The organism is Kribbella sp. NPDC020701 (assembly GCF_055562215.1).
This window is the reverse complement of record NZ_JBVHFT010000003.1, coordinates 186443-208274: the sequence shown is the minus strand read 5'-3', so window position 1 is coordinate 208274 and position 21832 is coordinate 186443. Positions and strand designations below refer to the sequence as shown.

Below are 21832 nucleotides of genomic sequence, written 5' to 3'. Positions count from 1 at the left end.
CCCCATGACCCTGACCTGGACTGATTGGCAGGCGATCGCCGTACCGTTGGTGCTGGCGATCGGTGCGGTTGCCGTGTTGCTGGTCGACAGTTTTTGGAAGAGCGCACCGCTGCGGTTGCGGCACACGGTTGTGACGCTGCTGACCACGGCCGTGATCCTGTTCGGGCTGGTGTTCGCCTGGGCGCAGCGGGACGGCTTCAAGCCCGCGTTCTGCCGGCCGGCGGTCGAAGGGCCGGCTGAGTGCAGCCTGGTGTTCGAGCCGTTGACCGCCGGGCTGTGGGCGGTGCTGCTGATCGGCGGACTCGGGGTCGTCGGGTTGTCGGCGTACAAGCTGCTGGCTTCGGATGTCCCGATCGGTGAGTACCACTTCCTGCTGCTGAGCGTGCTGGTCGGCGCGACCGTGCTGGCCGGGGCGCGGGATCTGGCCACGATGGTGATCGCGCTCGAGGTGGTGTCGCTGCCGAGTTTCGCGATGGTCGCGCTGCGCCGGGACCGGCGCGGATCCGAGGGTGCGCTGAAGGCGTTCCTGGTGTCGGTGCTGTCGACTGCGGTGATGCTGTTCGGGATCTCGTACCTGTACGGCGTGACCGGCTCGCTGTACCTGACCACGATCGCCAACCGGCTGACCGGGCTCGATCCGGACTTGAGCCGGGTCGCGTTCGCGGCCGGGCTGTTCGTGATCGTCGGGTTCGCGTTCAAGATCGCGGCGGTGCCGTTCCACGCCTGGCTGCCGGACACGTACGTCGGTGCGCCGGTCGAGGTCACCGCGTTCCTCGCGGTGGTGTCGAAGTCGGCCGGGGTCGCGGGGCTGCTTGTGCTCGTGACGGCCGGGGTCGCGCCGGACGGGTCTCAGTTGCGGACGGTCGTCGCCATTCTCGCGGCCGTGACAATGACGGTCGGGAACCTGGCCGCCCTGCGTCAGGTCGAGGCGGTCCGGCTGCTGGCGTGGTCGTCGATCGGTCAGGTCGGTTTCCTGCTCGCGCCACTGGCCGTCGGCGATGCCCAGGCTGTCGTCGGGTATCTGGCGGCGTACGTCGTGGTCACGCTCGGAGCCTTCGGGTCGGTCGCGGTCGTCCAGCGGCACCGGCCGGCCGGGCTGCTGTCCGACTACCGCGGGATGGTTCGCTCCGAGCCGGGGCTGGCCGCTGCGCTGATCTTCTTCCTCGTCGTGCTGGCGGGTCTGCCGCCAGGTCTGGCCGGTCTGTTCACGAAGTTCGCCGCCTTCCAGGCGGTCATCGACGCACACCTCGGCTGGCTCGCGATCGTGATGGCGATCAACGTGATGATCGGCCTGGCCGTCTACCTCCGCTGGGTCGCCGAACTCTTCCGCCTCCCCGCCGACGACCCCTTCTCCGTCGACATCGAAACCCCAGCCGTCACCATGATCTCCATCTGCGCCGCCGTCGCCGCAGTCCTCTCCATCCTCCCCAGCACCCTCTTCTCCCTAGCTACCTGATTCGGCCTGCTCCTGCTTCGCCAGGAAGTCCTCGTATTGGGTCCAGACTCGGCGCCAGAGAGCGTCGCGGTCGGCTGGGGTGTAGTGAGGGAGGGGGAGGTGGAAGACGTCGGCGAGGAGGGTGAAGTAGTCCTCGGGGGTCTCGATGATGGTGGTGTCGATGCGATCGGTGAAGATTTCGGACAGGCCGACGGAGCGTAGGGCGACCGCGGAGGTCGGCTTGCGGCGGAAGACGGAGGCGACTCGGCGGAACGCGGAGTCCGGGTTGGTGGAGAGGTTCGCGTGCTGGGCTGCGAAGGCGTCCAGGCCGACCGTGGCCGACTCGAAGTCCATGCCGATCAGGTTGGCCCGCGGGTCGTGGTCCATCCGCCAGCCGTCGGTCTTCTCGGACGGGCGCAACCGCAGGGTGAACGGCTCCTGATACGTACTGCCCACCTCCAGCGGCAGCGGGTGCACCAAGGCTTCGCCGAGTCCGGCATCGACCAGCCAGACGCGGTCCGGGTCCTCGACGAGCCCGCTGACCGTGAGCACCATGTGACTGGCGTCGACGTCGCCGGGGCGGTTCGGGGTCTGTGCGCCGCCGCGGTGCATCTTGACGCGGTAGCCGAGCTCGGTGAGCAGCAGGGCGAGGCACCCGTTCAGCTGGAAGCAGTACCCGCCGGTCTCCCGCGCGATGATCCGCTTCGCGACCTCCTCCGGCTCCAGCGGACCGCCCGGCGTCAGCTGGTACTGCACGGATTCGTACGGCACCTGGTCCACGAACGCCTCATGCAGCCGCGACAACGCCTCCCATCGCGGCGGACCGTCGTACTCGCCAAGTCCGATTCGCCGCAGGAGCGCCCCACTATCCACCGGTCTAGGCTAGATGAGGTGATCGACGTACTCGCCCCGGCCGAAGCGATCCAAGCCGCCCCCGAGCTGGCGTCCGTCTACCTGTCCGCCTTCGGCGCTCCTGGGTACGACGAGGAGCCCGAGAGGGCCGAGCAGTTCGCGAGCGAGCAGATCCCGACCCACGCCGCGCGGGAAGACTTCAAACTCGTGGTCTCCCGAGCGGACGGCAGCATGACCGGGTTCGCGTACGGGTTCACCGGACACCGTGGCCAGTGGTGGTCGGACAGGATCGCGGCAGCCGTGACTCCGCAGCTCGCGGACGAGTGGATCGGCGGTCACTTCGAGGTCGTGGAGCTGGCGGTGAGGGTCGAGGCTCAGCGCCGAGGGCTCGGGGCGGAGTTGATGAACGCGTTGATCAAAGACCTTCCGAACCGCCGGGCCCTGCTCACGACGTACTCCGACGATCGCCCGGCGCCGAGGCTCTACCGGCGGCTGGGCTGGAAGCTGCTCGTACCGGACCTGGGCTGGGGCTCCGCGCTCTATGGTTTGGACAGAGGAGTGCCCGTCGGCCAGTGACCTGGCAGGGTATGCCTCATGACTTCTGAGCGGATCTATGTCGGGAGCTATACCAGTCAGCCGGAGAGCGGGGACGGGATCGCGTTCGGTCCGCTGGACGGCCTCGCGCCGGTGGTGACGACCGCCGATCCGTCGTTCCTGGTCAGGTCCGCGGACGGCCGGTTCCTCTACGCCACCGACGAGGGGAGCGACGGGAAGGTCGCCGCGTTCGCGATCCAGCCGGACGGCGGGCTGGAGTGCCTCAACGACCAGCCGACCAACGGCAAGGACCCGTGCCACCTGGACATCGATCCGTCCGGGCGCTACCTGCTGTCGGCCAACTACACCTCGGGTTCGGTCGCGATCCACCCGATCGGCGCCGACGGTTCGCTCGGGGAGGCGACCCAGTTCCTCCAGCGCGAGGGCACCGGGCCGAACCAGGAGCGCCAGGAAGGGCCGCACGCCCACCAGATCGCGTTCGACCCGGCCGGTACGTACGTCTTCGACATCGACCTCGGCTCCGACACCGTCTACTCGTCCACGCTGACCGAGGACGGGCAGTTGAAGGAGGTCGACCGGCTGCACATCCACCCGGGCGCCGGTCCGCGGCACATGGTGTTCCATCCGCGCGCGGGAGCGGCGTACGTGATCAACGAGCTCGACTCCACGCTGACCGTCTGCGGCTACTCCGACGGCAAGCTGCAGATCGTGCAGACCGCGTCGACCCGGCCGGCCGACTCACCCGGTGAGAACTACCCGGCCGAGCTGCTGATCTCCGCCGACGGCCGTTACCTCTACGGCTCGAACCGTGGCGACAACACCGTCGCCGTCTTCGCGATCGCCGCCGACGGCCTGTCCGTCGAGCTGGTCCAGACCATCGGCTCGGGCGGCGACTGGCCCCGGCACCTTGCCTTCAGCAACGACGGCACCCGCCTGTACGCCGCCAACGAGCGCTCCAACCAGATCGCCACCTTCACCATCGCCGACGGCCGCCTCACCCAGGAGGGCGACCCCGTCAGCTGGCCGAAGCCGGTCTGCATCCTGCCGGTCTGACGACTCACGCGGAAGCAGTACGCCGACCGCCGGCCAGCGCGAGCGCCAGGCCGGCGGCGGCAACCAGAGCGGCGGCGAGGAAACCAGAGCCGCGACCCAAGCCGGCAGCGACCAGGCCGAAGGTCGCCGGGCCGAGGCCGGTGGCCAGGTCGATGCTCATGCTGACGGTGCCCATCACGGCGCCGCGCTCGCCGGCGCCGGCGCGATCCAGAGCCAGCATCATGATCGCCGGTGTGCCGAGCGCGACGCCGATACCCAGGACCGCCGCACCGAGAACGAGACCCGGTACGGTCGGCCAGCCGCCGATGAGCGCCAGACCGATCGTGCTGCAGAGCAAGGAGACCCGGACGCACCGGACAGCGCCCAAGCGGTCGGGGATCCGAGCGCCCACACTTCGGATGACCACGACGATCGCGGCGAATCCGAACAGCACGAAGCCTGCGCCCGGCAACCCCAGATCGAGCGCGTACAGCGGCACGAACGCCAGGAACCCCGCCATTCCCCAGACCAGCGCGACCAGGAGCAGACCAGGTACGACGGCCGCCCGCGGAATCAGCCGCACCGGGTGGTCGCCAGGGGCGTCCGTCGTCGGTTCGCGGGTGTCACCGACGCGCAGCGCGAGTAGTACGGCGACCAGCGCCGAGCCGGCCGCGACCAGCCAGACCGTGCCGAAGCCGGCCACGCCGACGAGCCCCTCGCCGATCGGCGGCCCGATCGCGAGACCCGCGTACAGGGAGAGGGAGAACAGGCTGATCGCCTCACCGCGGCGTTCGGCCGGGGCCAGGTCACTCATCGCGGTGACGGCGCCTACGAAGAAGAAGGCGTCGCCGACGCCGGTCAGCAGGCGGAGCACGGAGAGTGCGCCGACGGAGTCGACCAGGCCGTAGCCGGCAACCGAGGCAGCGAAGGTGATGCCGCCGCCGATCATCGCGATCGACCGGCCGTGCCGGTCCACCAGGCGTCCGGCCCAGGGGCGCAGGAGCAGCGCGGACAGGCTGAACGCGGCGACCACCAGGCCCACCGCGAGGTTGCCGCCGGCCAGTTGCCCGGCGACGTATCGCGGCACGGCCGGTACCAGCATCCCGTCGGCGAGGAAGTAGGCCAGCCCGGCCGAACCGAGCAGGACGAACTGCGGTGTGACCAGTCGGGGGACGGTGGAAGTCGCTGCTGTACTCATGGCATCTCCTCCGGTGAGGCCCACAATGGCCGTACGGGCTCCACCGGAGCATCGGTAGATCTGCCCATCTCCGAGCGGAACCGGGGAGGTGCGCGCGATGGCGAAGGAGGAGCTACGGCTCGCCGAGCTCCTCTGCGCGCTGTCCGTGAGCCTGGACCTGGCCATGGCACAGACGCCGGAGAAGTCGATCCGCAGCTGCCTGGTCGCGACCCGCCTGGCGGACCGGCTCGGGGTCACGGACCGGCACACGGTGTACTACGCGACTCTGCTGCGGCACCTGGGCTGCACGGCCACCACCCACGAAGAGGCCTACCTGATGGGGCCGCGCGCCGCGGAGCTGCGTCCGCTCGCCGAGCGCACCGACGCCGCCAACCGCCGTGAGTCGCTGGCCCTGCTGCGGCAGGTCGGCCGCGGAACCGGTATCCGCCGGCTACGGTACGTCGCTCGCACGGTGATCGCCGGCGATGCCGACGTGTACCGGGCGATCTGCGAGGTCGGCAGCATGCTTGCCGAAGGCCTCGGTCTCGGCTCCGGCGTTGCCGAAGCGCTCTACCAGAACCTGGAGCGCTGGGACGGAACAGGTGCGCCGAAAGGCCTCGCCGGCACCGAGATCCACATCGCCACCCGCATCGGCGAGGTGGCAACCCAGGCCGTCATCTTCCACAGCCTCGGTGAGCCGGTCGAGCAGACACTGCGGCACCGCCGAGGTACCTGGCTCGACCCGGACGTCGTCGCCGCGTACGACGACGACCTCGTCGCCGACCTGGCCGGGATCGACGTGTGGGAAGCGATCATCGACGCCGAGCCGCGCCCCTGGCGCCGTACGCCGGACTCCGGTTTGGACGAGGTGGCCCGGACGTTCGCGTACTTCGTGGACCTCAAGTCGCCTTACCTGTTCGGGCACTCCACCGGCGTAGCGACGCTGGCCGACGAGGCTGCGCGGCTGTTGCAGCTCGACGACACCGAGCGGGCGACGCTGCGTCGGGCCGCCCTCCTGCACGACCTCGGGCGCGTGGCGGTGCCCACCGCGGTGTGGGAGCGGCCCGGTCCGTTGCGGCGGGCCGATTGGGAGCAGGTGCGGCTGCATCCGTACCAGAGTGAGCGGATCCTCGCGCGGTCCGCAGTACTCGAGCCGATCGCCGTACTGGTTGCTCTGCACCACGAGCGGCTCGACGGCACTGGCTATCCGCGGCAGGCCACGGGCAATGAACTGCCCACCGCGGCGCGGATCCTGGCGGCGGCGGATTGCTATCAGGCTTTGACACAGGACCGGCCGCACCGGTCGGCACACTCACCGGAAGGTGCCGCGGAAGTCATCCTGGCGCAGGTGTCTGTCGGCCGGCTCGATGCCGATTGTGTGAAGGCAGTGCTCGCGGCGGCCGGGCACCAGGTGCCCGGCCGCCGGATGTCCCGTCCCGCCGGCCTGACCGAACGGGAGGTCGAAGTACTGCGTCTGCTCGCACGCGGCTCGTCCAACGTCGAGATAGCGCGCGAACTGGTCGTGTCACGCCGTACCGCGGAGCACCACGTCCAGCACATCTACACCAAGATCGGTGTGTCCACGCGGGCCGCTGCAGCGCTGTTCGCGATGCAGCACGGCCTGCTCACACCGTGACGAGCTTCTCGAAGAAGAACTCGTGCTTGAGGAACGACACGTCGTACTCGTGGCCCGGCTGCGGCGGCAGCAACTGCGCGGCCTGGAACAAGCGCCAGCCGTCCTTCAGTGCGTCGAGTCCGGTCGCGTACGGCGGGACGTCGCTGTCACCCGTGGTCGGGTTGGTCGCACCGGTTCCGTCGTACGTCGACCAGCCGACGGTGCGGGCGTCGAGCGCGGACGAGGCCAGGTAGAGGACCAGGACCTGCTGACGCACAGACGTCTGCTGGGAGACCTCGGAGGCGGGGGCGGTCATGCCATCTCCTTCTTCGCGGCGTGCGGGTTGAGGCTGCGCTGGGCGACGACGCGCTGCGGGCGGTTCGAAACCCGGGTGACCCAGAACTCCGGGTCGAAGGTGTCGTCACCGGTGAGGGCCTGCCACAGCTTGATCCGGTTGTACTTCTCCAGCCGGCCGGTGGCGTTCTCGTACCAGGGGAACGACTGGTCGAGCTCGCGCGCGACCTGCTCGTCGTACAGGTCCTCCAGGTCCCACAGCCGGACCTGACGCACGGTCGGGTTGAACCGGATCTTGAACATGTAGCGGTCGATGCTGCTGTCGTTCTTGCGGCCGCCGTGCCAGATGCCGTGGTGCAGGAACTGGACGGTGCCGGCCGGGCAGACCAGCCGGGTCTGGCCGAGCAGGTTCTGGTACCGGCCGGTGTCGGACTCGTTGGTCCGGCGCAGGTGGCTGCCGGGCACGCTCAGGGTGCCGCCCATCTCGAGCGTCACGTCCTGCGGGTAGTACATGAGCTGTACGTCGAAGGCGTCCTCGCGGACGTCGATGATCGCGTCACCGTGCAGGTTCTGCGCCTCGCCGGAGTTCGCCTTGCGGATGTGCACTGCGTGGTGGTCGACGGTCGGCTCGGGACCGACCAGGCTGTGAATGGCGCCGGCGACCTCGGGCAGCTGCACCAGCCGCTGGACGAACTCGCTGTCCACGAACGCCTCCGACAGCGGGGTCCCGTAGGGGACACCCGGGATGCCGGCCTTCAGGACCTCGATCGCCTGCTGGTTCATCTCGTCCGGGACGACGGCGTCCATCCGGAACGACCCGGTGGCCACGAAATGCGCCATCTGAACCGAGGTGAGTAGGTTCTTGCGATGCGGATGGGGCATGAGTCTCCCTCTCGGGGGTAGTGGTTACTACTCCTCCAGGTTAAGTTCGGAGATCGCTTGCTCGCGTGGGCTGTGATCACCACTGGTGGTAATTTTTCACCATGCTCGAATTGCACTTGGCCGCACCGCCGGAGGTGGTGAACGTCGGCGCCGGGATCCACGGCGTCCGCGGTCTGCGGGACGTGTTCCGGCTGCCCGACCTGTGGCAGTTGCACCTGTACACGTACTCGGCCGACCTCAAGGTCGCGGGTACGACGTACTCCGTGGCGCCGGGCTACGTGTCGCTGACACCGGCCGGGACCCAGGTCCAGTTCGACTACCGCGGTCGCTCGGAACACCTGTACGCGCACTTCCGTCCCCGAGTCACGGGCGAGCCGTCGTACGTCCCCGTCGTACAGGACGCGGGAGACGCCGCGCCCCTGCTGACCGGCCTGCTGCGATCGGCGGTGGAGGCGTCACCGTCAGGGTCCGCACGGATGACGGCCGAGGTGTGGACCGCGTTGTGGCGCATCGTCGACCTGACCGCCGCGACCACCGAGGGCGACGCCCGCCACCCCGCGGTCTCGAGAGCCGTCGCGTACGTCGAAGCGAACCTCACCCAGCCGCTCACGGTTCCCGGCCTCGCGCGGATCGCCGGGATCTCCCACAACCACCTGACCCGCCTCTTCCACGCCGAGACCGGCATGACCGTGATCGCGTACATCCGCCGCCGTCGCATGACTCGCGCGCGCCACCTGCTGGTCTCCTCGACCCTCTCGATCCCCGCGGTCGCCGCCTCGGTCGGCATCTCGGATCTGCAGGCCTTCAACAAGCTCTGCCATCGTGAGCTCGGCGGATCCCCGCGCTCGATCCGTAATGCAGTGGCCGGGCCGGTCGCCGCGGGCTAGCGTGCCGGGCGTGTATGAACTTGTTCCGGTCGCGCAGGCGCCGCAGTACGACGAAGAAGCCGAGCAGCGGTTCGTGGAGGAGTGGCCGGAGTTCATCTTTCACGACGCCGAGGTGAAGAAGTACCGCGAGCGGCGTGCGGAGTTCTTCCGGGACTGGGAGTTCTACCTGGTCTCCGCCGACGAGCGGTTGATCGGCGGCTGCTGGGGTGTCCCGATTGCCTGGGACGGGACCGTCGACGACCTTCCCGCGGGATTCACCGACACGCTCGCGCGGTCGGTGACGTCGTACGAGCAAGGTGTTGTGCCGAACACCTTTGTCTTGATGGCGGCCGCCGTACGGAACGACGAACAGGGCCGCGGTCACGCTGGTCGAGTGATCACCGCGGTTCGTGATCGGGCTGTCGCCGGTGGGCTTCCGCAGGTGATCGCGCCGGTCCGGCCGACGTTGAAGTCGCGCTATCCGTTGACGCCGATCGAGACCTTCATGACGTGGACCCGTGAGGATGGCCTGCCGCTGGATCCGTGGCTGCGAACCCACGTCCGGCTGGGCGCGACGCTGCTCGCGCCCGCGCCGGTGTCCCAGACCATGACGGGCACGGTCGCCGAGTGGGAGAAGTGGACCGGGATGCTCTTTCCGTCGTCAGGGACTTACGTGATCCCCGACGGTCTGACCACCCTGGCTGTCGACCGCGCGGGAGACACCGGCATTTACCGAGAGCCCAATATCTGGATGCGGCACGCCTAGTTGTCAAGGTGTCCGTGAGAAGGCGGTGGTGACCGCGGCGGTCCGGCTGGTGACGCCGAGGCGTTCGTAGATGTTCTCGAGGTGTTTGCGAGACGATCGAGTCCGCCAACTGTCGGTCGGTGAGGTAGTCCGACACCTTCCAGACGGTCTCGTAGTCACCGGTGAGTTGCGGCCGGCAACACGTCTCGCCCTCCCAGTACGAACGCCAGAACAGATCCTCCCAGCCGGCCTCGAGCTCGTCGTCGTCGACGTCGCCGACCTCATCGAGGCCGATGAACTCGCGATCCAGCGGCCGGCTGACCTGGTACGTGATGTCCTCGGCCGGGACGAGCTCGCCCAGCGCCCGGAGGAGGTCACGCGGGAACATCTCCTCAGGCCCGGCCTGCCGGCCACGGTCGACGACGTCGAGCATCGTGCGCAGGTCGCGTTCGGTGACTGTCAGCTGGTCCACCATCGCCGTACCCCTCCCCGCCGCCAGGCTATGCCCGCGACGACGTCGGGCCCATACGTCGAACTTCGTATGGCTGGATGCGGTCCCGCGTAGCCACGGTGGGGGTTCGGGGGACGGCGTCGAGTCGTTCCGTCATTTCCGTCAGGGGGGACGACTCATGAAAGCGCTGTTCCGATGGTCGGCGGCTGCCTTCGCACTCATGCTCACCGCAGTCGGGTGGTCGCCGGCTGCGACCGGTGTGCCAAGCTCGTCGGCGTCTCGGGCGGTGTCGGCGCAGCCGGTGCTCGATTGGAGCCGGTATGCGACCCAGGCGATCGTCGCCGGGCGGCCGCCGGCCAGTTCCGAGGTGCTGCTGGGGATCGTGCACATCGCGATCGCGGACACCGTGGCCGGTCTGGGATACGGCCGGCCGTTCCGGTTCGCCGTACGACCGGACCGGAAGGCGTCTGCCGCAGCCGCGGTCGCCACCGCGACGTACGACGTACTGCGGGCTCGCGTGGCAGCGCCGGGGCTGGACGGGACGTACGCCGACTATCTGGCCGGCGTACCGGATGGGGTCGGCAAGGCTCGTGGCATCAAGCTGGGGCGGTCCGTGGCCGCCGCCGTACTCGCGTGGCGCGCAGGGGACGGCCTGGGCAACACAGTGTCCTATCACCAGCCGAAACCCGGCCCAGGAGTGTGGGAGCCGACCCTGCCGACGCCACCCGTGGACATCGTGCTTACCCAGGTCAGGCCGCTGGCACTGCGCTACCGTGCGCAGTTCCGTCCCGACGGACCAGATGCGCTGACGAGCAAGCGGTACGCGCGTGATGTCGCCGAGGTCGCATCACTCGGCCGCAAGGACAGTACGACGCGGACTGCCGCGCAGACCGAGACTGCGATGTTCTGGTCCGAGCAGACCGCGCAGCAGTGGAGCCGGGCGCTGCTACAGCTGGCATCCGACCGGCATCTCTCCCTCTCCGGCACGGCGCAGATGCTCGCGCTGGCGCATGTGTCCGCCGGCGACGCGGTCGTCGCCTGCTGGGACGCGAAGTTCCACTACGTCTCGTGGCGTCCGGTCCACGCCATCCAGCGCGCCGGCACCGACGGCAACCCGCGCACGCAGGCCGACCTGACCTGGCAGTCCTTGCTGAACGTGAACCACCCGGAGTACCCCTCCGGCCACGCCTGCTTCACCGCCGGCGTAACCGGCGCCCTCCGCGCCTTCTTCCACACCACCAAGCTGCCCATAGTCATCACCAGCCTGGTCACCAACACCACCCGCTCGTACCCCAACCTCTCCGCCGTACGTGCAGACGTCCGAGAAGCCCGAATCCTCGCCGGCCTCCACTTCCGCCACTCCATGCTCGACGGCGACCACCTAGGCACCCAGGTAGCCACCTGGATCGCTGCCCACAGCTAACGCGGCGAGGCCCTTGGTGAGGATGCCTTTGACTACGGAGAGGGCGTAGGCGTTGTCGGGGCCGGTGATGACCTGGTCGGCCCAGGTGATGACGTCTTCCAGGGCTCGGACGTGCCGGTAGTAGCGGACGGCCTCGTCGTCGATGGGGTGGGGGCCGTAGCCGGCGAGGAAGGCGTCGAGGTGCTCGGCGGTGGTGGGGCCGACGTCGCCCATGCCGCCGAGCATGAACATCAGGTCCTGTTCACGCGGGGCCAGGATGACGTCGTCCCAGTCGATCAGGTGCAGGTGGTCGTCGACGAGGACGTTGCCGAGGTGCGGGTCGCCGTGGCAGATCACCCGGGGACCGCTCGGCTCCGGCGGGCGCGCGGTGCGCAGGTTGGCGATGGTGTCCTCGTACTGCTTCCACACCGCGCCCAGCTCCTCCTCGAGCTCGTCCTCGGGCGCCTGTGTGGTCAGTCGCGTCTCCAGCTTCTCCGCCACCGCCGGGACCCGCGCGTCGATGTGGCTGTGCTTGGGGAGCGCGTCACGCAGCCGGTGTGGCGGCTCTGCATCGTGCACCCGCCGGATGAGTACGCCGTACTCCGTCCACTGCTCGACGGTGAGCCCGCTGTCGGCCGCGCGTACGCCCTCGATCCATGGCGTGATCGTGAGCCGCTTCTTCTTCCCGTGGAATGTCCAGAGTCCACCTTCGGTGGTCCGGATCATCTCCGGGATCCCCCGCAGCCCACTGTCCGCCAGGAACGCGGCTGCCTGGTGGCCGGTGTTGGTGCCCGCGCCACTCCACTTCACGGCGTACGTATTGGTGGCCGTCGTGGCCCGCCAGACCTGCGCGGCCAGATCGGCCCCGTGCGCCACCGGTGAGAGTTCCACCACATCCAGCCCGAAGTCCTCAAGCACCCACCGCCGCAACAACGTGTCACCCACGCCCGCCAGCATGCCCGGCAACCGGCCGCCCATGCGACCCGATTACCGGGACTGTGCCTGGCCTTGGTCAGCGGTAGTTGACGAACTGGACGGCGAAGTCGAGGTCCTGGCCCTTGATCAGGGCCTGGACGGCCTGCAGGTCGTCGCGGCTCTTGCTGGAGACGCGGAGCTCGTCGCCCTGGATCTGGGCCTTGACGCCCTTCGGGCCCTCGTCGCGGATCAGCTTGGACAGCTTCTTCGCGTTCTCCTGGGTGATGCCGGCGTTGATCGAGGCGTTGATCTTGTAGATCTTGCCGGACAGCTTCGGCTCGTCGGCCTCCAGCCCCTTGAGCGAGATCTGCCGCTTGACCAGCTTGTCCTTGAACACGTCGAGGACGGCGTTCACCCGCTCCTCGGTGTTCGCCTGCATGTCGACCGCCTCACCGGACCACTTGATGCCCGCGTCCACGTTCTTGAAGTCGAACCGCTGGCTGATCTCCTTCGCCGCCTGGTTGACGGCGTTGTCCACCTCCTGGTGATCGACCTTGTTCACGATGTCGAAGGAGGACTCCGAAGCCATGGGCAGTTCCTTTCCGATTTGCTGTCAGGGGCACTGTCTGTTGTATCGTCTCCCACGCCGGTTCACGAACCGGCAGCACCCTGGCGGGTTGCCCGAGTGGCCAAAGGGAGCAGACTGTAAATCTGTCGGTGTATGCCTACGCAGGTTCGAACCCTGCACCCGCCACCAGCACCAAAACCAGCCCCTGACCTGCGGAAACGCGGTTGGGGGCTGTGTCGTTGTGTCCTGCCGAATAGAGGGGGAGCGGCCGGATGCCAGGGAAATTGCCAGGGAACGCACCAGTGCCCCGACCTCACCGGGTCGGGGCACTGGTCTCTGAACGGGGTCAGTCGCGGTCGTCGTACGGGCGCTGGTCGCGGTCCCCGGCTGGCCATCCCGGTCCGCTGCCGCTGTCGATCCATCCCGGCGGGACGGCCCGGCCGCCGTACGTGACTGGGATGCGGTCGAGCACCTGGCCGATCGCCAGCAGGACCTCCACGCTGCCGATGCCCCGCAGGTCCGGGTGCATCACGTGCAGCCCGTGGATGTCCAGCACCTGGCAGACATCGAACAGCATGCCGTGGGGGATTTCCTCCGCTGGTCGGCCGGTCGGCCGGATGGTGAGCTGGACCGGCTGAGGCCGGTCTGCTTGGCTGTCGTTCACGGTGACCTCCATGGGGTCTCCGAGGTCCCGGCCGGTGGTTGAGTCACCGCGCCGGGACCGCCTACCCGCTACCGGCTGGCGGCGGGAATCTGTGGGGTCAGCCGCGCCCGAACGCGGCCATTGCGGCGCCGACCGCGTCCCGCACGCCGTCGTCTACGCGGACGTGACCGTAGGTGTCGGCGGTGATGCCGATGCAGCTGTGGCCGATCAGCTTGCTGACGACCACCAGCGGCACACCGGCCTGCAGCAGCATGGTCGCGGTCAGGTGCCGCAGGTCGTGGAACCGGGTGACCGGCAGCGGCGCGAACGGGACCCGGGTGCCGGTCACGAGCCGGTGGTACGCCTTGCTGACCGAGTGCGGTTGCAGCCCGTTGCCGTCCTCCAGCGTGAACACCAGACCGCTGTCGGTGTAGTCCGGGCCGAACGCCAGCCGCTCGCTCACCTGCTGCCGCCGCCAGGCGCGCAGCACGTCTGGAACCCACCCGGTGAGCGGGACCTCCCGGTCCTCGCCGCTGGCCGTTTTCGGCGGGCCGTAGGCCACCACGCGGCCGATCTGGTGTGCCGCCTGGTGGACGACCAGGTAGCCGCCGGTCAGGTCCACGTCCGACCACCGCAGCCCGAGGACCTCACCGAGCCGCAGTCCGGTACCTGCCGTTACCTGGATGATCGGGAGCAGCCGACCGGCGGTGCTGTCGCTCGGCGCCGCCTCCAGCCTGGTGACGAACGCCCAGTACTGGTCAGGGGTCCACGGCTTCACCCGTGGCCGGTCCACCTTCCGCAGCCGGACGAACCGGGTGTGGTCGGTGGGCAATTCCCCGGCCCTCACCGCATCCCGGATGGCGCTGGACAGGGTGGCCAGGATGCGCCGCTCCGTGGACGGGCCGACCGGCCGCGGGTCGTTCGCGGTGTCCTTCCGGATGGCCGTGAACATGCGCTCGATGTGGTCCCGCCGCAGGTCCCGCAGCTTCACCTGCCCGAGGCGTGGGGTCAGGTGCCGGGTGATGTGACCCCGGTAGCTGCGGGCCGTACCCGGCCGCAGTGAGCCGCTGTCAACCTTCACCTCAAGCCACCTGGTCAGGTACTCGGCAACGGTTTCGTTGCGCCGCCGGTCGTCGCTGGGCAGGGTTCCGGTCCGGTGCGCGCGAATGACCTCCGCCCTGGCCTCGGCCGCCGCCTCGGCTGTGGGGAACCCGCCCTGGGTCAGCTGGCGGCGCTTGCCGTCCGGCCCTGCCGGTAGCTCCACCTGAAACTCGAACTTGTGCCGCCTGCACCGTGGCGTGCAGGTCTTGGTGCAGCGCCGCCGGACACCCGTCGTCTTGGCCATTACTCGTCCTTCCCTGGGTCGTGCTGGGTCGCGTACCGGCGGAGAGCGCGCCGGATCACATCGGTCACCGTCTCGCCGCGCGCGGCTGCGGCCCGCTGGGCTGCCTGCCATTCGTCATCCGGAATGCGGATGTTGCGGGTGGGCGTCTTCGGCATCGTGGCCTCCGTCGTCATAGGTCCTCGTGTACCCACAGCGTATCACTGAGTGTGGGTACACGTGTAAGTGCACTTTTCAGGCCAAGCTGGTGCGGTTGCTATAGGCAATCAATCCCATCAGGTGGGGGAAACCCGTTGTATATCAGGGGATTACGGAAACGGTGGCTACCACCCAGCCGCCCCAGCAGCGTACAGTTGGCCTCGGCCGCCACCCGTTGCACATAGTTGGAGATGCGCGATGCGTGACGCGAACGTGGTGGTCCCGAGGCCCGAGGACCTGACGAACGAACCGGCAACCCTGTCCATCCCAGCCGCTGGCCGGTACTGGGGACTCGGTAAGGACGGGTCCTACCGGGCCGCCAGGCACGGCACGTTCCCGGTGCCCGTGGTCAAGGTCGGCGCGCGCCTACGGGTCACCCGTGCAGCCCTGGCGAACGCGCTGGGCGTCACCATCCCTGGCGATCCCCTGGCGAACGGCGCAAACCCGCAGGTCAGCGACACGGCAGGCGATCGGTAATCCGACGCCACATCAGGCAGCGGGTATCGGAGGACGCACGCGCCACGCCTGGCGCCCGAATCGAGCGGGAGATGACCCACCACAACGCAAACACACGACCGTCCGGAGGGGTCGGCCGTGCGTTCGCAGCGAGATACAGCGATGACCAGGGCAGGGCCGACAACGATCGGACTGCTCGGTGTTTGTACTACGCCAGCCAGCGTACTCGCCGGATCGGCCGGGTGATGGCGTGATCCCGTTCGAGGAGTGGGTGGCGTTCAACCAGGACGAGGCCCGGAAGCTGGCAGAGGACCCCGAGATGCCGTTGCACCACCGCGTTCTGTGGACGGCCATCGGCTGGTGCAACCTGATCGGTCATGCCGAGTTCGCCTCCGGTGATCTGGCGCTGCACCTGTACACGGTCAACCGCAGGACCGGTGAGGTACGGATCCCGTCCGAACAGCAGGTGTCGAACGCGATCCGCAAGGCCAAGGCCCGTGGGTTCATCGCACCGGAGTCCACCTGTAGATGCCTGGTGGTGCCGCCCAAACGAGCGGCCAAGAACGGCGGCAGGGGTGGTACCGCGTGCAAGTTCCACGGCATCCGGGCGCACCGGCGGAGGCGGGCGAAACCATGACAGTCCACGCTCAGCAGTTCACAAAAATCGTGAACACACGACGGGGAAAGTTCACAAAAATCGTGAACTGGGTTGCCAAAAATTGTGAACCCCCAGGCGTGAAACGCCCTATCTCTGATCTGTTCTGTCCACCCCAGCCACGGTTTCGGTCCGCACCCCCACGAACGGAGGGTCCCAGATGATGCGCAGGCACCGGCAGCACCACAACCACCAGCACGCCGAGTCGATCGAGGAGTGGCTGGCCGGTGTGGAGGCCAGCGACCTGGACGCGGAGACCAAGGTCGTGATGCGCGTCATGGCCAGACACGCCAGGTTCGATCCCTCGTCCGGTGCGTTCCTGTTCGAGGAGACGCCCGAGTTCACGGCCGAGGCCAGCGCCGCGCTTGACCACTGGCGCACCTGGGGCCGGTCATGACCAGCTGCGCGGATTGCCTGCGCCTACAGCGAATCCGGCCGGACATGCGCTGCTGGCGGCACCAGGACAGGCGCGAGGCGTGCCCCGACCGCAGCCACTCGCCACGCCTGCACGGCGGGCACTGGTCCTGCCCCGACTGCGAACGGAGGGCGGCCGGATGACCTGGAGCCGGGAGGCGATCGATGAACGGGCAGCAACCCTCGTGATGCCGCGCAGCATCCGGAAGAAGCTCCGGCGGATGGTATCGGACGAGGCCCGGCTGTTGTACGTGATCGGTCTGCTGATCGCTGATGGCACCGGCTACGTGCACAAGGACCTGCTGGCGTCGGCCTGCCACAACCCCTACATCGTGGCCGTTGCGCACCGGCTGGCGAACGACTGGCGGCTGACATGACCGGCCGCCACCGCAGAACACCACCGCCCTGGCCCAGAATCCGGCCCGTAGGCGGCTACCGGCTGCGGATGTGCCGGGAGTGCGTCACCCGGCCCGCGACGGCCCAGAACGGCCTGTGTGACCGCTGCGCCGACGACGAACGGAGGGGGAACGATGGCTGAGCGCAGGTACGCGAACCTGCCGCATCCGATGACGGGCAGGCCGATGACCGTGGCCGAGGCACGCGCCGAGATGGTCACGCTGGCCGGGCAACTCGCCAGGTCCTACATCCGGCAGGCCCGCGCGGCCCGGGACCCCAGGCGGGCAGCCGAACTGCGGCAGCTGGCGATCGAGCAGGAGAACATCCGCCGGGAGTGGAGCGGCCAGCCGCCGATCGGTCCCGGCCAGCAGGCCAGGGCGGCGGCCGAGATGCAGGCCCGCGGACGGTACTTCGGGACGGTAGTGACCACGGATGTGTCATCGGTCGTGACAGCCGCAGCGGAATCCCTGCCCACACAGGGATCTGGGGCCGCAGATGGTGGGCTGGACCTGGACGCCGTCCGCGCGGCGTACCGGGCGTACTGGGACACCAACGAAACGAGGAGGAACCGATGAGCAGCACCAGCACCGCACGTGACCCGTACGCCGCCGCGCAGGTAGCGATCGAGCGGCACCGCGGCGATGTGCGCGCCGCCGCACGCGAACCGGCCGTGCGCTGGGTGGTGGCGGACGGGCAGACCGCCGCCTTCCTGGCTGCCGCACGGATCGCGATGGACCAGGGCAACCTGCGGGCCGCCGACCGGCTGATCGACTACGCGGAGGGGTTCGCAGGTGTGCGCGACCGCATCACGCTCCCGCGGGGCCGCCGGACCTGACCGGGCATCGGATTGGGCATCGCCTGCCGACCCGCTGACCTGCGGTTTCCCCTGCTATGCCAGGGAATCGCCAGGGCGGCGGACACCAAACACCAGAGAAGGGAACGAATCATGAGCAACCTGGACGACGCCAAGACGCGGGCCGCCAGCAAGGGCACCACGAGTGTGGCGCCGGGCAACGTGAACACTGCGGGCCTACCCCCGGCCCGGCAGGATGCCGGGAACCGCGTCACCGAGACGGTGTTCCGGCGCCGCCGCGACGGCAGGGACGAGACCGCGTCCAGCCGGGACGCCCTGCGCAGCAAGGGTGGTGCGCGATGAGCACCGGGGACCAGATGACCGAGGCGCTGACCGATGAGGAACGCGAGCGGTTCGCGCTGGACGGCCACCCAGTGCCAGAAGGCTGGACGCGCGAGCAGGTCATGGACCGCCTGCGCCAGAAGGTCGCCGCTGGCAATCGGCCACCGTCGGCCGACCTGGACGAACTGGAGTGGGAGGTCCAGAAGCTGCGGCGGTGGGAGAGGGAGGAGCAGCTGCGGGACAGGTGGATCGGCGGGTTCGACCTGATGGGCAACGGAATGGGCAGCCGGGACGCCGATGGCTGGATGCACACGATGCACGTGGTCGAGATGCTGGCCGACTACTGGCACGGCGACCGGTGGCGGGTTGAGTGCGAACGCTGTGGGCGGACCGCCGTTGTGGACGGTGACGACTGGCGCGACCGCAAGATCCGGTCCTGCCAGGACCTGCCGGTGACGCCCGCGTCAGACGGTGGCCCGGCATGACGCCCGAGGAACAGCAGCTGGCGCAGCAGCTGGCCGCGGAGGCGATCACCGACCTGGAGGCAGCCGGGTTCATCAGGCCGTGCGCCACGATCACCGACCTGACGCTGCGGCAGGCCCGTGCGCTGGCCGGTGTACTGGTCGCCCTGTCCTCGTGGTGGCCCGGCCCGATGCTGGAGCACAGCACCCTGGGCGATGTGCTGAAGGTCGTACCGCCCGAGACGGCCGAACACGTGCGGTTCCTGCTGCACTGGGGTGGGTTCCTGGACAGCGACCTGGTGGTGCCCGATGACTGACCAGCCGAGGTGCGCGTGCACGCCGCCGTACAAGGTCTGCTGTGCCTGCTACGACCGGCTGACCCCGGCGGAGCAGATCCGCTGGCAGTTCCGGCTGGGCATCACCCGGGCCGGTCACGCCCACGATCACCAGCCAGGGAGGGGGCTCCGCCGTGCCAGCTAACGTGTTCAGGCAGGTCGAGCGGCACGTGCGGGCGCTGCTGCTGATCATCGAGGACGAGTCGGCCGACGCCGATTCCCGGGCCGATGCCGCGCTGGAGGTGCTGCGGCTGGAACGCCTGGTGGCCCGGTACGTGGCGCTGCTGAACCGGCGGGACGAGATTGCGACTGGAGGCCACAAATGACCGCAGACGGGCCAACAGGGGCCAAAGGGGGCCAGAACCTGGCCCTTGCCCGGTACCTGGCCGCCGGATTGAGCCGCCGCGAGGCCGGGGCCAAGGCCGGGGTCGGTGAGCGCACGGTGAAACGCCGGATGGCGGACCCGGCGTTCAGGGCATTGGTCGAGGCTGAGCGCCAGGTCCACGTGAAGTCGGTGGTGGAGGAGCTTGCAGACTCGGCACCGATCGCGGTGCTGGTGCTGAAGGCCATGCTGCGGGACCGGGCGACGACGCAGGGGAATCGGATTCGGGCCGCGGGGCTGATCCTGGCTGAGTGGGGCCGCCATACCGTCCCGACGAAGGTCGAGTTGTCCGGCAGCCTGGCGCTGGAGCGGATCGAGGCCATGTCCCCGGAGGAGGTGGACGCCGAGCTTGCTGGGCTGGCCGAGGAGATTGCCAAGCTGAGGGACGATCCGGACGAGTACAGCGAGCGGCCCGGGCCGCCTGTACGCCCGTCTGCGCCGCCGGAACGTCCGGACGTACCCGAGGCTGTCCCGGCCGCGGAAACGGCTACAGCGCCGCCGCAGGACGCCAACGACACTGGAGATTCCGGCGATCAGCCGCCCGCGCCCGACGCCGCCGACGATGCAGCGCCGGGCAACGTGGTGCCGATGCCGCCGCGACCATGGCAGCCGGACCAGCAGCTGAACCCCTGGCGGGATGACGACCCGCTGGGCCGCCCGATCTGGCCGTGATGTGGCGTGCCGGTGAGATGGTGGTGTCGTGGTGGACCCCCTGGAAAAGGGTTCGCCGCCAGGCCCCGGGCGGTTGCCTGAAGGTGACGACCTGCGCCGGGGCCGCCCCGATCTGGACCCTGGATTTCGCCAGGGCCGCGCCAGGCAACGATCCGAAACTATGCCGTACGTTGCCGGACACACGGTTTCGGCTGAGGTACCGCTTCCCCTGTAAAACAACGGCTTTCGCAACCATGCGCAACGTTGCCGGACACCGGGCGGCTGACTGTAAATCTGTCGGCGTATGCCTACGCAGGTTCGAACCCTGCACCCGCCACCAGTACCAAAATCAGCCCCTGACCTGCGGAAACGCAAGTCAGGGGCTGCTTCGTTGTGTCCGGCCGGCGGAAGTACACTGCCCTCTCATGTCATCCGAGCAGGTCACCGTCGGCCCGGTCGAGCTCAGCTACACCCTCACCCGGGACGACTGGCTCGACGGCTTCATTGCCCACCGGCGCCACCTTCGGCGTCCGTGGCTGATCCCGCTGGTGATTGTCGCCGCGGTCGTCGGCCTCGTCCTTTCTGCCGACTTCAGGAACTTGTCGGCCGGTGACGTCGCGGCCCTCGGCATTTCGGCGCTCGTCGCCATCGGGATCGGCCTGCTGCTGTTCCGGCTCCTCATCGCCGCCCGCTGGATGTATCGCTGGCCGGTACGCCTGATCATGCGCGGGAATCCCTGGCTGACCGAGCCCATCCGAGCCACCGTGGATGACTCCGGGTTACGTCTCACCAGCGCAAGCCGGAGCGAAACAGCCGCCTGGTCAAACTACCTGCGGTACGTCGAGACCGACCGGTCCTTCGTTCTGCGCGCGTCTGAGCGACTTGGTGCCGCGATACTCGTGCTGCCGAAGCGCGGCCTGGCTACCGGCGATCCCGCGCCATTGCGGGCGCTGCTCGAAACCCACTGCCGCACCGCTTAAACGATCAGACGGCGTTCGCGGCGTACTCGTCGAGCGCGTCCAGCGTGCCTTCCAGATGCAGATGCAACTCGGCCTTGGGCATTCCTTCGACAAAGGACACCAGCCCGCTCATCCTCGACCTCCCCTGCGACCACTCTGCACTTCGAACGTCCGCAAGTCGACGTGCTGTCGCGGCGCGAACCCCTTCTAAGGAAGCTCTAAAGGTGGCTGAAAGCTCACCTGAGGCCGCGTTGTTTGTGTTGTCGCCACGGCGCCGGATCTCCTCCGGCGCGTTCAGTGGACGAAAGGAATCACGATGATGAAACGCAATCGGCTGGTCGCGGCCGCGGTAACGCTCGCCGCGCTGGCCACCACCGGTACGGCGTCAGCGGCGACGTCCGGTTCGGATCCGAAGCCCGGCGCCGCGAAATCCGGTGCGGCGGTGAAGGCGGACGGGAAGTCCAAGCCGGCCAAGGATGTCGACCTCGCCAAGATCGCGGCGAAGCTCGGCGTGACGACCGCCCGGCTCAACGCAGCGCTGGTCGCGGCCAAGCGGTCGCTGGCCGGCTCGACCAACGTCACGCCGGAGGCATTCGTCAAGGCGGTCGCAGCGAACCTGGGGCTGCCGGTCTCGCGGGTCAAGGCCGCTGTGGAACCGTTGTTCCTCGCGCCGGGGCGCGCTCGTGCCGGCGACGGCAAGCAGGGCCACAAGTCCAAGCAAGAGGACAAGGACAAGAAGGGGGCGGACGACCCGCGGACGTCGCCGTTCGCGAGCAACGCCGCAGCGGCACGGTTGGCCGCGGCGCTCGGCGTCAGCCAAGCCAAGGCCAAGGCCGCCCTGGTCACTCTGGTATCGGCTCCCGGCGGAATCGTTCCGACGTCCAAGGCCTTCCGCGACATCGCCCACTCGCTCGGGGTCAGCGCCGATCGGTTGAAGACCGCGTTGGGGGATCTGAAGCAGTCACTGGCCAACCGCTGACAGCTGCCGAACGTCACCTCATCAGAACTTCATGATC

General features: G+C 68.8%; 31 protein-coding genes and 1 tRNA gene. 23 read left to right on the top strand and 9 right to left on the bottom strand.

Annotated features, from left to right (window positions below; translation table 11 throughout):
• The first annotated feature begins 4 nt into the window (after positions 1 to 4).
• Positions 5 to 1456, top strand: a complete 1452-nt coding sequence (locus ACZ3HV_RS08120; RefSeq protein WP_465682091.1) for an NADH-quinone oxidoreductase subunit N — start codon at positions 5 to 7, stop codon at positions 1454 to 1456.
• Here ACZ3HV_RS08120 and ACZ3HV_RS08115 read toward each other — a convergent pair.
• Positions 1445 to 2308, bottom strand: coding sequence for an arylamine N-acetyltransferase family protein (locus ACZ3HV_RS08115; RefSeq protein WP_465682089.1), 864 nt, complete (start codon positions 2306 to 2308; stop codon positions 1445 to 1447). The genes ACZ3HV_RS08120 and ACZ3HV_RS08115 overlap by 12 nt on opposite strands.
• Before the next feature lie 18 nt (positions 2309 to 2326).
• Here ACZ3HV_RS08115 and ACZ3HV_RS08110 point away from each other — a divergent pair, with 18 nt between their 5' ends.
• Both ACZ3HV_RS08110 and ACZ3HV_RS08105 read left to right on the top strand, forming a co-directional pair.
• Positions 2327 to 2863, top strand: a complete 537-nt coding sequence (locus ACZ3HV_RS08110; RefSeq protein WP_465682087.1) for a GNAT family N-acetyltransferase — start codon at positions 2327 to 2329, stop codon at positions 2861 to 2863.
• Positions 2864 to 2881: 18 nt separating this feature from the next.
• Positions 2882 to 3895: a lactonase family protein gene (locus ACZ3HV_RS08105; RefSeq protein ID WP_465682085.1), complete on the top strand. Its 1014-nt coding sequence runs from the start codon at positions 2882 to 2884 to the stop codon at positions 3893 to 3895.
• A gap of 4 nt (positions 3896 to 3899) precedes the next feature.
• Here ACZ3HV_RS08105 and ACZ3HV_RS08100 read toward each other — a convergent pair whose 3' ends face one another.
• Entirely contained in the window at positions 3900 to 5072 is a 1173-nt protein-coding gene (locus ACZ3HV_RS08100; RefSeq protein ID WP_465682083.1) for an MFS transporter, read from the bottom strand.
• 97 nt (positions 5073 to 5169) lie between these two features.
• On the opposite strand from ACZ3HV_RS08100, the gene ACZ3HV_RS08095 reads away from it, so the two are divergent.
• The gene (locus ACZ3HV_RS08095) at positions 5170 to 6687 is read left to right on the top strand and encodes an HD domain-containing phosphohydrolase (RefSeq protein WP_465682081.1); all 1518 of its coding nucleotides are present in this window, start codon (positions 5170 to 5172) and stop codon (positions 6685 to 6687) included.
• Here the strand turns inward: ACZ3HV_RS08095 and ACZ3HV_RS08090 are convergent.
• Together ACZ3HV_RS08090 and ACZ3HV_RS08085 are read right to left on the bottom strand one after the other, a co-directional pair.
• Positions 6677 to 6982 (bottom strand): hypothetical protein, encoded by a 306-nt coding sequence (locus tag ACZ3HV_RS08090; RefSeq protein WP_465682079.1) that lies wholly within the window; start codon positions 6980 to 6982, stop codon positions 6677 to 6679. The two genes, ACZ3HV_RS08095 and ACZ3HV_RS08090, sit on opposite strands and share 11 nt — an antisense overlap.
• A complete protein-coding gene (locus tag ACZ3HV_RS08085) occupies positions 6979 to 7842 on the bottom strand; it encodes a phytanoyl-CoA dioxygenase family protein (RefSeq protein WP_360379367.1) in 864 nt (287 codons plus the stop codon). Before ACZ3HV_RS08085 ends, ACZ3HV_RS08090 begins: the two co-directional genes overlap by 4 nt.
• A 101-nt stretch (positions 7843 to 7943) precedes the next feature.
• Here ACZ3HV_RS08085 and ACZ3HV_RS08080 point away from each other — a divergent pair, with 101 nt between their 5' ends.
• The 4 genes from ACZ3HV_RS08080 to ACZ3HV_RS08065 all read left to right on the top strand — a co-directional run bounded on the left by ACZ3HV_RS08080 (position 7944) and on the right by ACZ3HV_RS08065 (position 11327).
• Positions 7944 to 8729: a helix-turn-helix domain-containing protein gene (locus tag ACZ3HV_RS08080; protein WP_465682077.1), complete on the top strand. Its 786-nt coding sequence runs from the start codon at positions 7944 to 7946 to the stop codon at positions 8727 to 8729.
• Between the two features lie 10 nt (positions 8730 to 8739).
• Positions 8740 to 9474: a hypothetical protein gene (locus ACZ3HV_RS08075; RefSeq protein ID WP_465682076.1), complete on the top strand. Its 735-nt coding sequence runs from the start codon at positions 8740 to 8742 to the stop codon at positions 9472 to 9474.
• Between the two features lie 85 nt (positions 9475 to 9559).
• On the top strand, positions 9560 to 10018 hold the full coding sequence (locus ACZ3HV_RS08070; protein ID WP_465682074.1) for a hypothetical protein: 459 nt from the start codon (positions 9560 to 9562) through the stop codon (positions 10016 to 10018).
• A gap of 64 nt (positions 10019 to 10082) precedes the next feature.
• Positions 10083 to 11327 carry a vanadium-dependent haloperoxidase gene (locus ACZ3HV_RS08065; RefSeq protein WP_465682072.1) on the top strand — a complete coding sequence of 415 codons (1245 nt, stop codon included), beginning with the start codon at positions 10083 to 10085 and terminating at the stop codon, positions 11325 to 11327.
• Here ACZ3HV_RS08065 and ACZ3HV_RS08060 read toward each other — a convergent pair.
• Positions 11286 to 12251 carry a phosphotransferase enzyme family protein gene (locus ACZ3HV_RS08060; protein WP_465682070.1) on the bottom strand — a complete coding sequence of 322 codons (966 nt, stop codon included), beginning with the start codon at positions 12249 to 12251 and terminating at the stop codon, positions 11286 to 11288. The genes ACZ3HV_RS08065 and ACZ3HV_RS08060 overlap by 42 nt on opposite strands.
• Before the next feature lie 67 nt (positions 12252 to 12318).
• Complete coding sequence (locus ACZ3HV_RS08055) at positions 12319 to 12810, bottom strand: YajQ family cyclic di-GMP-binding protein (protein ID WP_360379384.1); 492 nt, start codon at positions 12808 to 12810, stop codon at positions 12319 to 12321.
• An 82-nt stretch (positions 12811 to 12892) separates the two neighbouring features.
• On the opposite strand from ACZ3HV_RS08055, the gene ACZ3HV_RS08050 reads away from it, so the two are divergent.
• A tRNA-Tyr gene (locus ACZ3HV_RS08050) sits at positions 12893 to 12978 on the top strand.
• A 157-nt stretch (positions 12979 to 13135) separates the two neighbouring features.
• Here the strand turns inward: ACZ3HV_RS08050 and ACZ3HV_RS08045 are convergent.
• The 3 genes from ACZ3HV_RS08045 to ACZ3HV_RS08035 all read right to left on the bottom strand — a co-directional run bounded on the left by ACZ3HV_RS08045 (position 13136) and on the right by ACZ3HV_RS08035 (position 14950).
• A complete protein-coding gene (locus ACZ3HV_RS08045) occupies positions 13136 to 13465 on the bottom strand; it encodes a hypothetical protein (protein WP_465682068.1) in 330 nt (109 codons plus the stop codon).
• 85 nt (positions 13466 to 13550) lie between these two features.
• A complete protein-coding gene (locus ACZ3HV_RS08040; RefSeq protein WP_465682066.1) occupies positions 13551 to 14777 on the bottom strand; it encodes a tyrosine-type recombinase/integrase in 1227 nt (408 codons plus the stop codon).
• Positions 14777 to 14950, bottom strand: a complete 174-nt coding sequence (locus ACZ3HV_RS08035) for a hypothetical protein (protein ID WP_465682064.1) — start codon at positions 14948 to 14950, stop codon at positions 14777 to 14779. Before ACZ3HV_RS08035 ends, ACZ3HV_RS08040 begins: the two co-directional genes overlap by 1 nt.
• Positions 14951 to 15170: 220 nt before the next feature.
• Between ACZ3HV_RS08035 and ACZ3HV_RS08030 the strand changes: the two genes are divergently transcribed.
• The 14 genes from ACZ3HV_RS08030 to ACZ3HV_RS07965 all read left to right on the top strand — a co-directional run bounded on the left by ACZ3HV_RS08030 (position 15171) and on the right by ACZ3HV_RS07965 (position 21795).
• Positions 15171 to 15449 (top strand): hypothetical protein, encoded by a 279-nt coding sequence (locus tag ACZ3HV_RS08030; RefSeq protein ID WP_465682062.1) that lies wholly within the window; start codon positions 15171 to 15173, stop codon positions 15447 to 15449.
• Positions 15450 to 15678: 229 nt separating this feature from the next.
• Positions 15679 to 16065 carry a hypothetical protein gene (locus ACZ3HV_RS08025; RefSeq protein WP_465682061.1) on the top strand — a complete coding sequence of 129 codons (387 nt, stop codon included), beginning with the start codon at positions 15679 to 15681 and terminating at the stop codon, positions 16063 to 16065.
• Positions 16066 to 16243: 178 nt separating this feature from the next.
• Entirely contained in the window at positions 16244 to 16480 is a 237-nt protein-coding gene (locus ACZ3HV_RS08020; RefSeq protein WP_465682059.1) for a hypothetical protein, read from the top strand.
• A 157-nt stretch (positions 16481 to 16637) separates the two neighbouring features.
• Positions 16638 to 16874, top strand: a complete 237-nt coding sequence (locus tag ACZ3HV_RS08015) for a hypothetical protein (protein ID WP_465682057.1) — start codon at positions 16638 to 16640, stop codon at positions 16872 to 16874.
• Between the two features lie 153 nt (positions 16875 to 17027).
• Positions 17028 to 17468, top strand: coding sequence for a hypothetical protein (locus ACZ3HV_RS08010; RefSeq protein ID WP_465682055.1), 441 nt, complete (start codon positions 17028 to 17030; stop codon positions 17466 to 17468).
• Positions 17465 to 17728, top strand: coding sequence for a hypothetical protein (locus ACZ3HV_RS08005; RefSeq protein ID WP_465682053.1), 264 nt, complete (start codon positions 17465 to 17467; stop codon positions 17726 to 17728). The genes ACZ3HV_RS08010 and ACZ3HV_RS08005 overlap by 4 nt, the downstream gene beginning before the upstream one ends.
• 111 nt (positions 17729 to 17839) lie before the next feature.
• Positions 17840 to 18049, top strand: coding sequence for a hypothetical protein (locus ACZ3HV_RS08000; RefSeq protein WP_465682051.1), 210 nt, complete (start codon positions 17840 to 17842; stop codon positions 18047 to 18049).
• Complete coding sequence (locus tag ACZ3HV_RS07995; RefSeq protein WP_465682049.1) at positions 18046 to 18513, top strand: hypothetical protein; 468 nt, start codon at positions 18046 to 18048, stop codon at positions 18511 to 18513. Before ACZ3HV_RS08000 ends, ACZ3HV_RS07995 begins: the two co-directional genes overlap by 4 nt.
• The gene (locus ACZ3HV_RS07990) at positions 18510 to 18806 is read left to right on the top strand and encodes a hypothetical protein (RefSeq protein WP_465682047.1); all 297 of its coding nucleotides are present in this window, start codon (positions 18510 to 18512) and stop codon (positions 18804 to 18806) included. Before ACZ3HV_RS07995 ends, ACZ3HV_RS07990 begins: the two co-directional genes overlap by 4 nt.
• On the top strand, positions 18799 to 18969 hold the full coding sequence (locus tag ACZ3HV_RS07985; protein ID WP_465682045.1) for a hypothetical protein: 171 nt from the start codon (positions 18799 to 18801) through the stop codon (positions 18967 to 18969). Before ACZ3HV_RS07990 ends, ACZ3HV_RS07985 begins: the two co-directional genes overlap by 8 nt.
• Complete coding sequence (locus ACZ3HV_RS07980) at positions 18959 to 19150, top strand: hypothetical protein (protein ID WP_465682044.1); 192 nt, start codon at positions 18959 to 18961, stop codon at positions 19148 to 19150. The genes ACZ3HV_RS07985 and ACZ3HV_RS07980 overlap by 11 nt, the downstream gene beginning before the upstream one ends.
• Positions 19147 to 19878, top strand: coding sequence for a hypothetical protein (locus tag ACZ3HV_RS07975; RefSeq protein WP_465682042.1), 732 nt, complete (start codon positions 19147 to 19149; stop codon positions 19876 to 19878). The genes ACZ3HV_RS07980 and ACZ3HV_RS07975 overlap by 4 nt, the downstream gene beginning before the upstream one ends.
• Before the next feature lie 404 nt (positions 19879 to 20282).
• Positions 20283 to 20837 (top strand): YcxB family protein, encoded by a 555-nt coding sequence (locus tag ACZ3HV_RS07970; protein ID WP_465682040.1) that lies wholly within the window; start codon positions 20283 to 20285, stop codon positions 20835 to 20837.
• A gap of 295 nt (positions 20838 to 21132) precedes the next feature.
• Positions 21133 to 21795 carry a hypothetical protein gene (locus ACZ3HV_RS07965; RefSeq protein WP_465682038.1) on the top strand — a complete coding sequence of 221 codons (663 nt, stop codon included), beginning with the start codon at positions 21133 to 21135 and terminating at the stop codon, positions 21793 to 21795.
• The last annotated feature ends 37 nt before the right edge of the window (positions 21796 to 21832 follow it).

Bases quoted from the DNA above. Each gene is read 5' to 3' on its own strand.
- ACZ3HV_RS08000 (WP_465682051.1), top strand. From the start codon at position 17,840: ATGAGCAACCTGGACGACGCCAAGACGCGGGCCGCCAGCAAGGGCACC.
- ACZ3HV_RS07995 (WP_465682049.1), top strand. From the start codon at position 18,046: ATGAGCACCGGGGACCAGATGACCGAGGCGCTGACCGATGAGGAACGC.
- ACZ3HV_RS08005 (WP_465682053.1), top strand. From the start codon at position 17,465: ATGAGCAGCACCAGCACCGCACGTGACCCGTACGCCGCCGCGCAGGTA.
- ACZ3HV_RS08035 (WP_465682064.1), bottom strand. From the start codon at position 14,950: ATGACGACGGAGGCCACGATGCCGAAGACGCCCACCCGCAACATCCGC.
- ACZ3HV_RS08085 (WP_360379367.1), bottom strand. From the start codon at position 7,842: ATGCCCCATCCGCATCGCAAGAACCTACTCACCTCGGTTCAGATGGCG.
- ACZ3HV_RS07975 (WP_465682042.1), top strand. From the start codon at position 19,147: ATGACCGCAGACGGGCCAACAGGGGCCAAAGGGGGCCAGAACCTGGCC.
- ACZ3HV_RS08030 (WP_465682062.1), top strand. From the start codon at position 15,171: ATGCGTGACGCGAACGTGGTGGTCCCGAGGCCCGAGGACCTGACGAAC.
- ACZ3HV_RS07970 (WP_465682040.1), top strand. From the start codon at position 20,283: ATGTCATCCGAGCAGGTCACCGTCGGCCCGGTCGAGCTCAGCTACACC.
- ACZ3HV_RS08010 (WP_465682055.1), top strand. From the start codon at position 17,028: ATGGCTGAGCGCAGGTACGCGAACCTGCCGCATCCGATGACGGGCAGG.
- ACZ3HV_RS08045 (WP_465682068.1), bottom strand. From the start codon at position 13,465: ATGGAGGTCACCGTGAACGACAGCCAAGCAGACCGGCCTCAGCCGGTC.
- ACZ3HV_RS08080 (WP_465682077.1), top strand. From the start codon at position 7,944: ATGCTCGAATTGCACTTGGCCGCACCGCCGGAGGTGGTGAACGTCGGC.
- ACZ3HV_RS08065 (WP_465682072.1), top strand. From the start codon at position 10,083: ATGAAAGCGCTGTTCCGATGGTCGGCGGCTGCCTTCGCACTCATGCTC.
- ACZ3HV_RS08120 (WP_465682091.1), top strand. From the start codon at position 5: ATGACCCTGACCTGGACTGATTGGCAGGCGATCGCCGTACCGTTGGTG.
- ACZ3HV_RS08090 (WP_465682079.1), bottom strand. From the start codon at position 6,982: ATGACCGCCCCCGCCTCCGAGGTCTCCCAGCAGACGTCTGTGCGTCAG.
- ACZ3HV_RS08020 (WP_465682059.1), top strand. From the start codon at position 16,244: ATGATGCGCAGGCACCGGCAGCACCACAACCACCAGCACGCCGAGTCG.
- ACZ3HV_RS08095 (WP_465682081.1), top strand. From the start codon at position 5,170: ATGGCGAAGGAGGAGCTACGGCTCGCCGAGCTCCTCTGCGCGCTGTCC.
- ACZ3HV_RS08100 (WP_465682083.1), bottom strand. From the start codon at position 5,072: ATGAGTACAGCAGCGACTTCCACCGTCCCCCGACTGGTCACACCGCAG.
- ACZ3HV_RS07965 (WP_465682038.1), top strand. From the start codon at position 21,133: ATGATGAAACGCAATCGGCTGGTCGCGGCCGCGGTAACGCTCGCCGCG.
- ACZ3HV_RS08055 (WP_360379384.1), bottom strand. From the start codon at position 12,810: ATGGCTTCGGAGTCCTCCTTCGACATCGTGAACAAGGTCGATCACCAG.
- ACZ3HV_RS08040 (WP_465682066.1), bottom strand. From the start codon at position 14,777: ATGGCCAAGACGACGGGTGTCCGGCGGCGCTGCACCAAGACCTGCACG.
- ACZ3HV_RS08015 (WP_465682057.1), top strand. From the start codon at position 16,638: ATGACCTGGAGCCGGGAGGCGATCGATGAACGGGCAGCAACCCTCGTG.
- ACZ3HV_RS07990 (WP_465682047.1), top strand. From the start codon at position 18,510: ATGACGCCCGAGGAACAGCAGCTGGCGCAGCAGCTGGCCGCGGAGGCG.
- ACZ3HV_RS07985 (WP_465682045.1), top strand. From the start codon at position 18,799: ATGACTGACCAGCCGAGGTGCGCGTGCACGCCGCCGTACAAGGTCTGC.
- ACZ3HV_RS08105 (WP_465682085.1), top strand. From the start codon at position 2,882: ATGACTTCTGAGCGGATCTATGTCGGGAGCTATACCAGTCAGCCGGAG.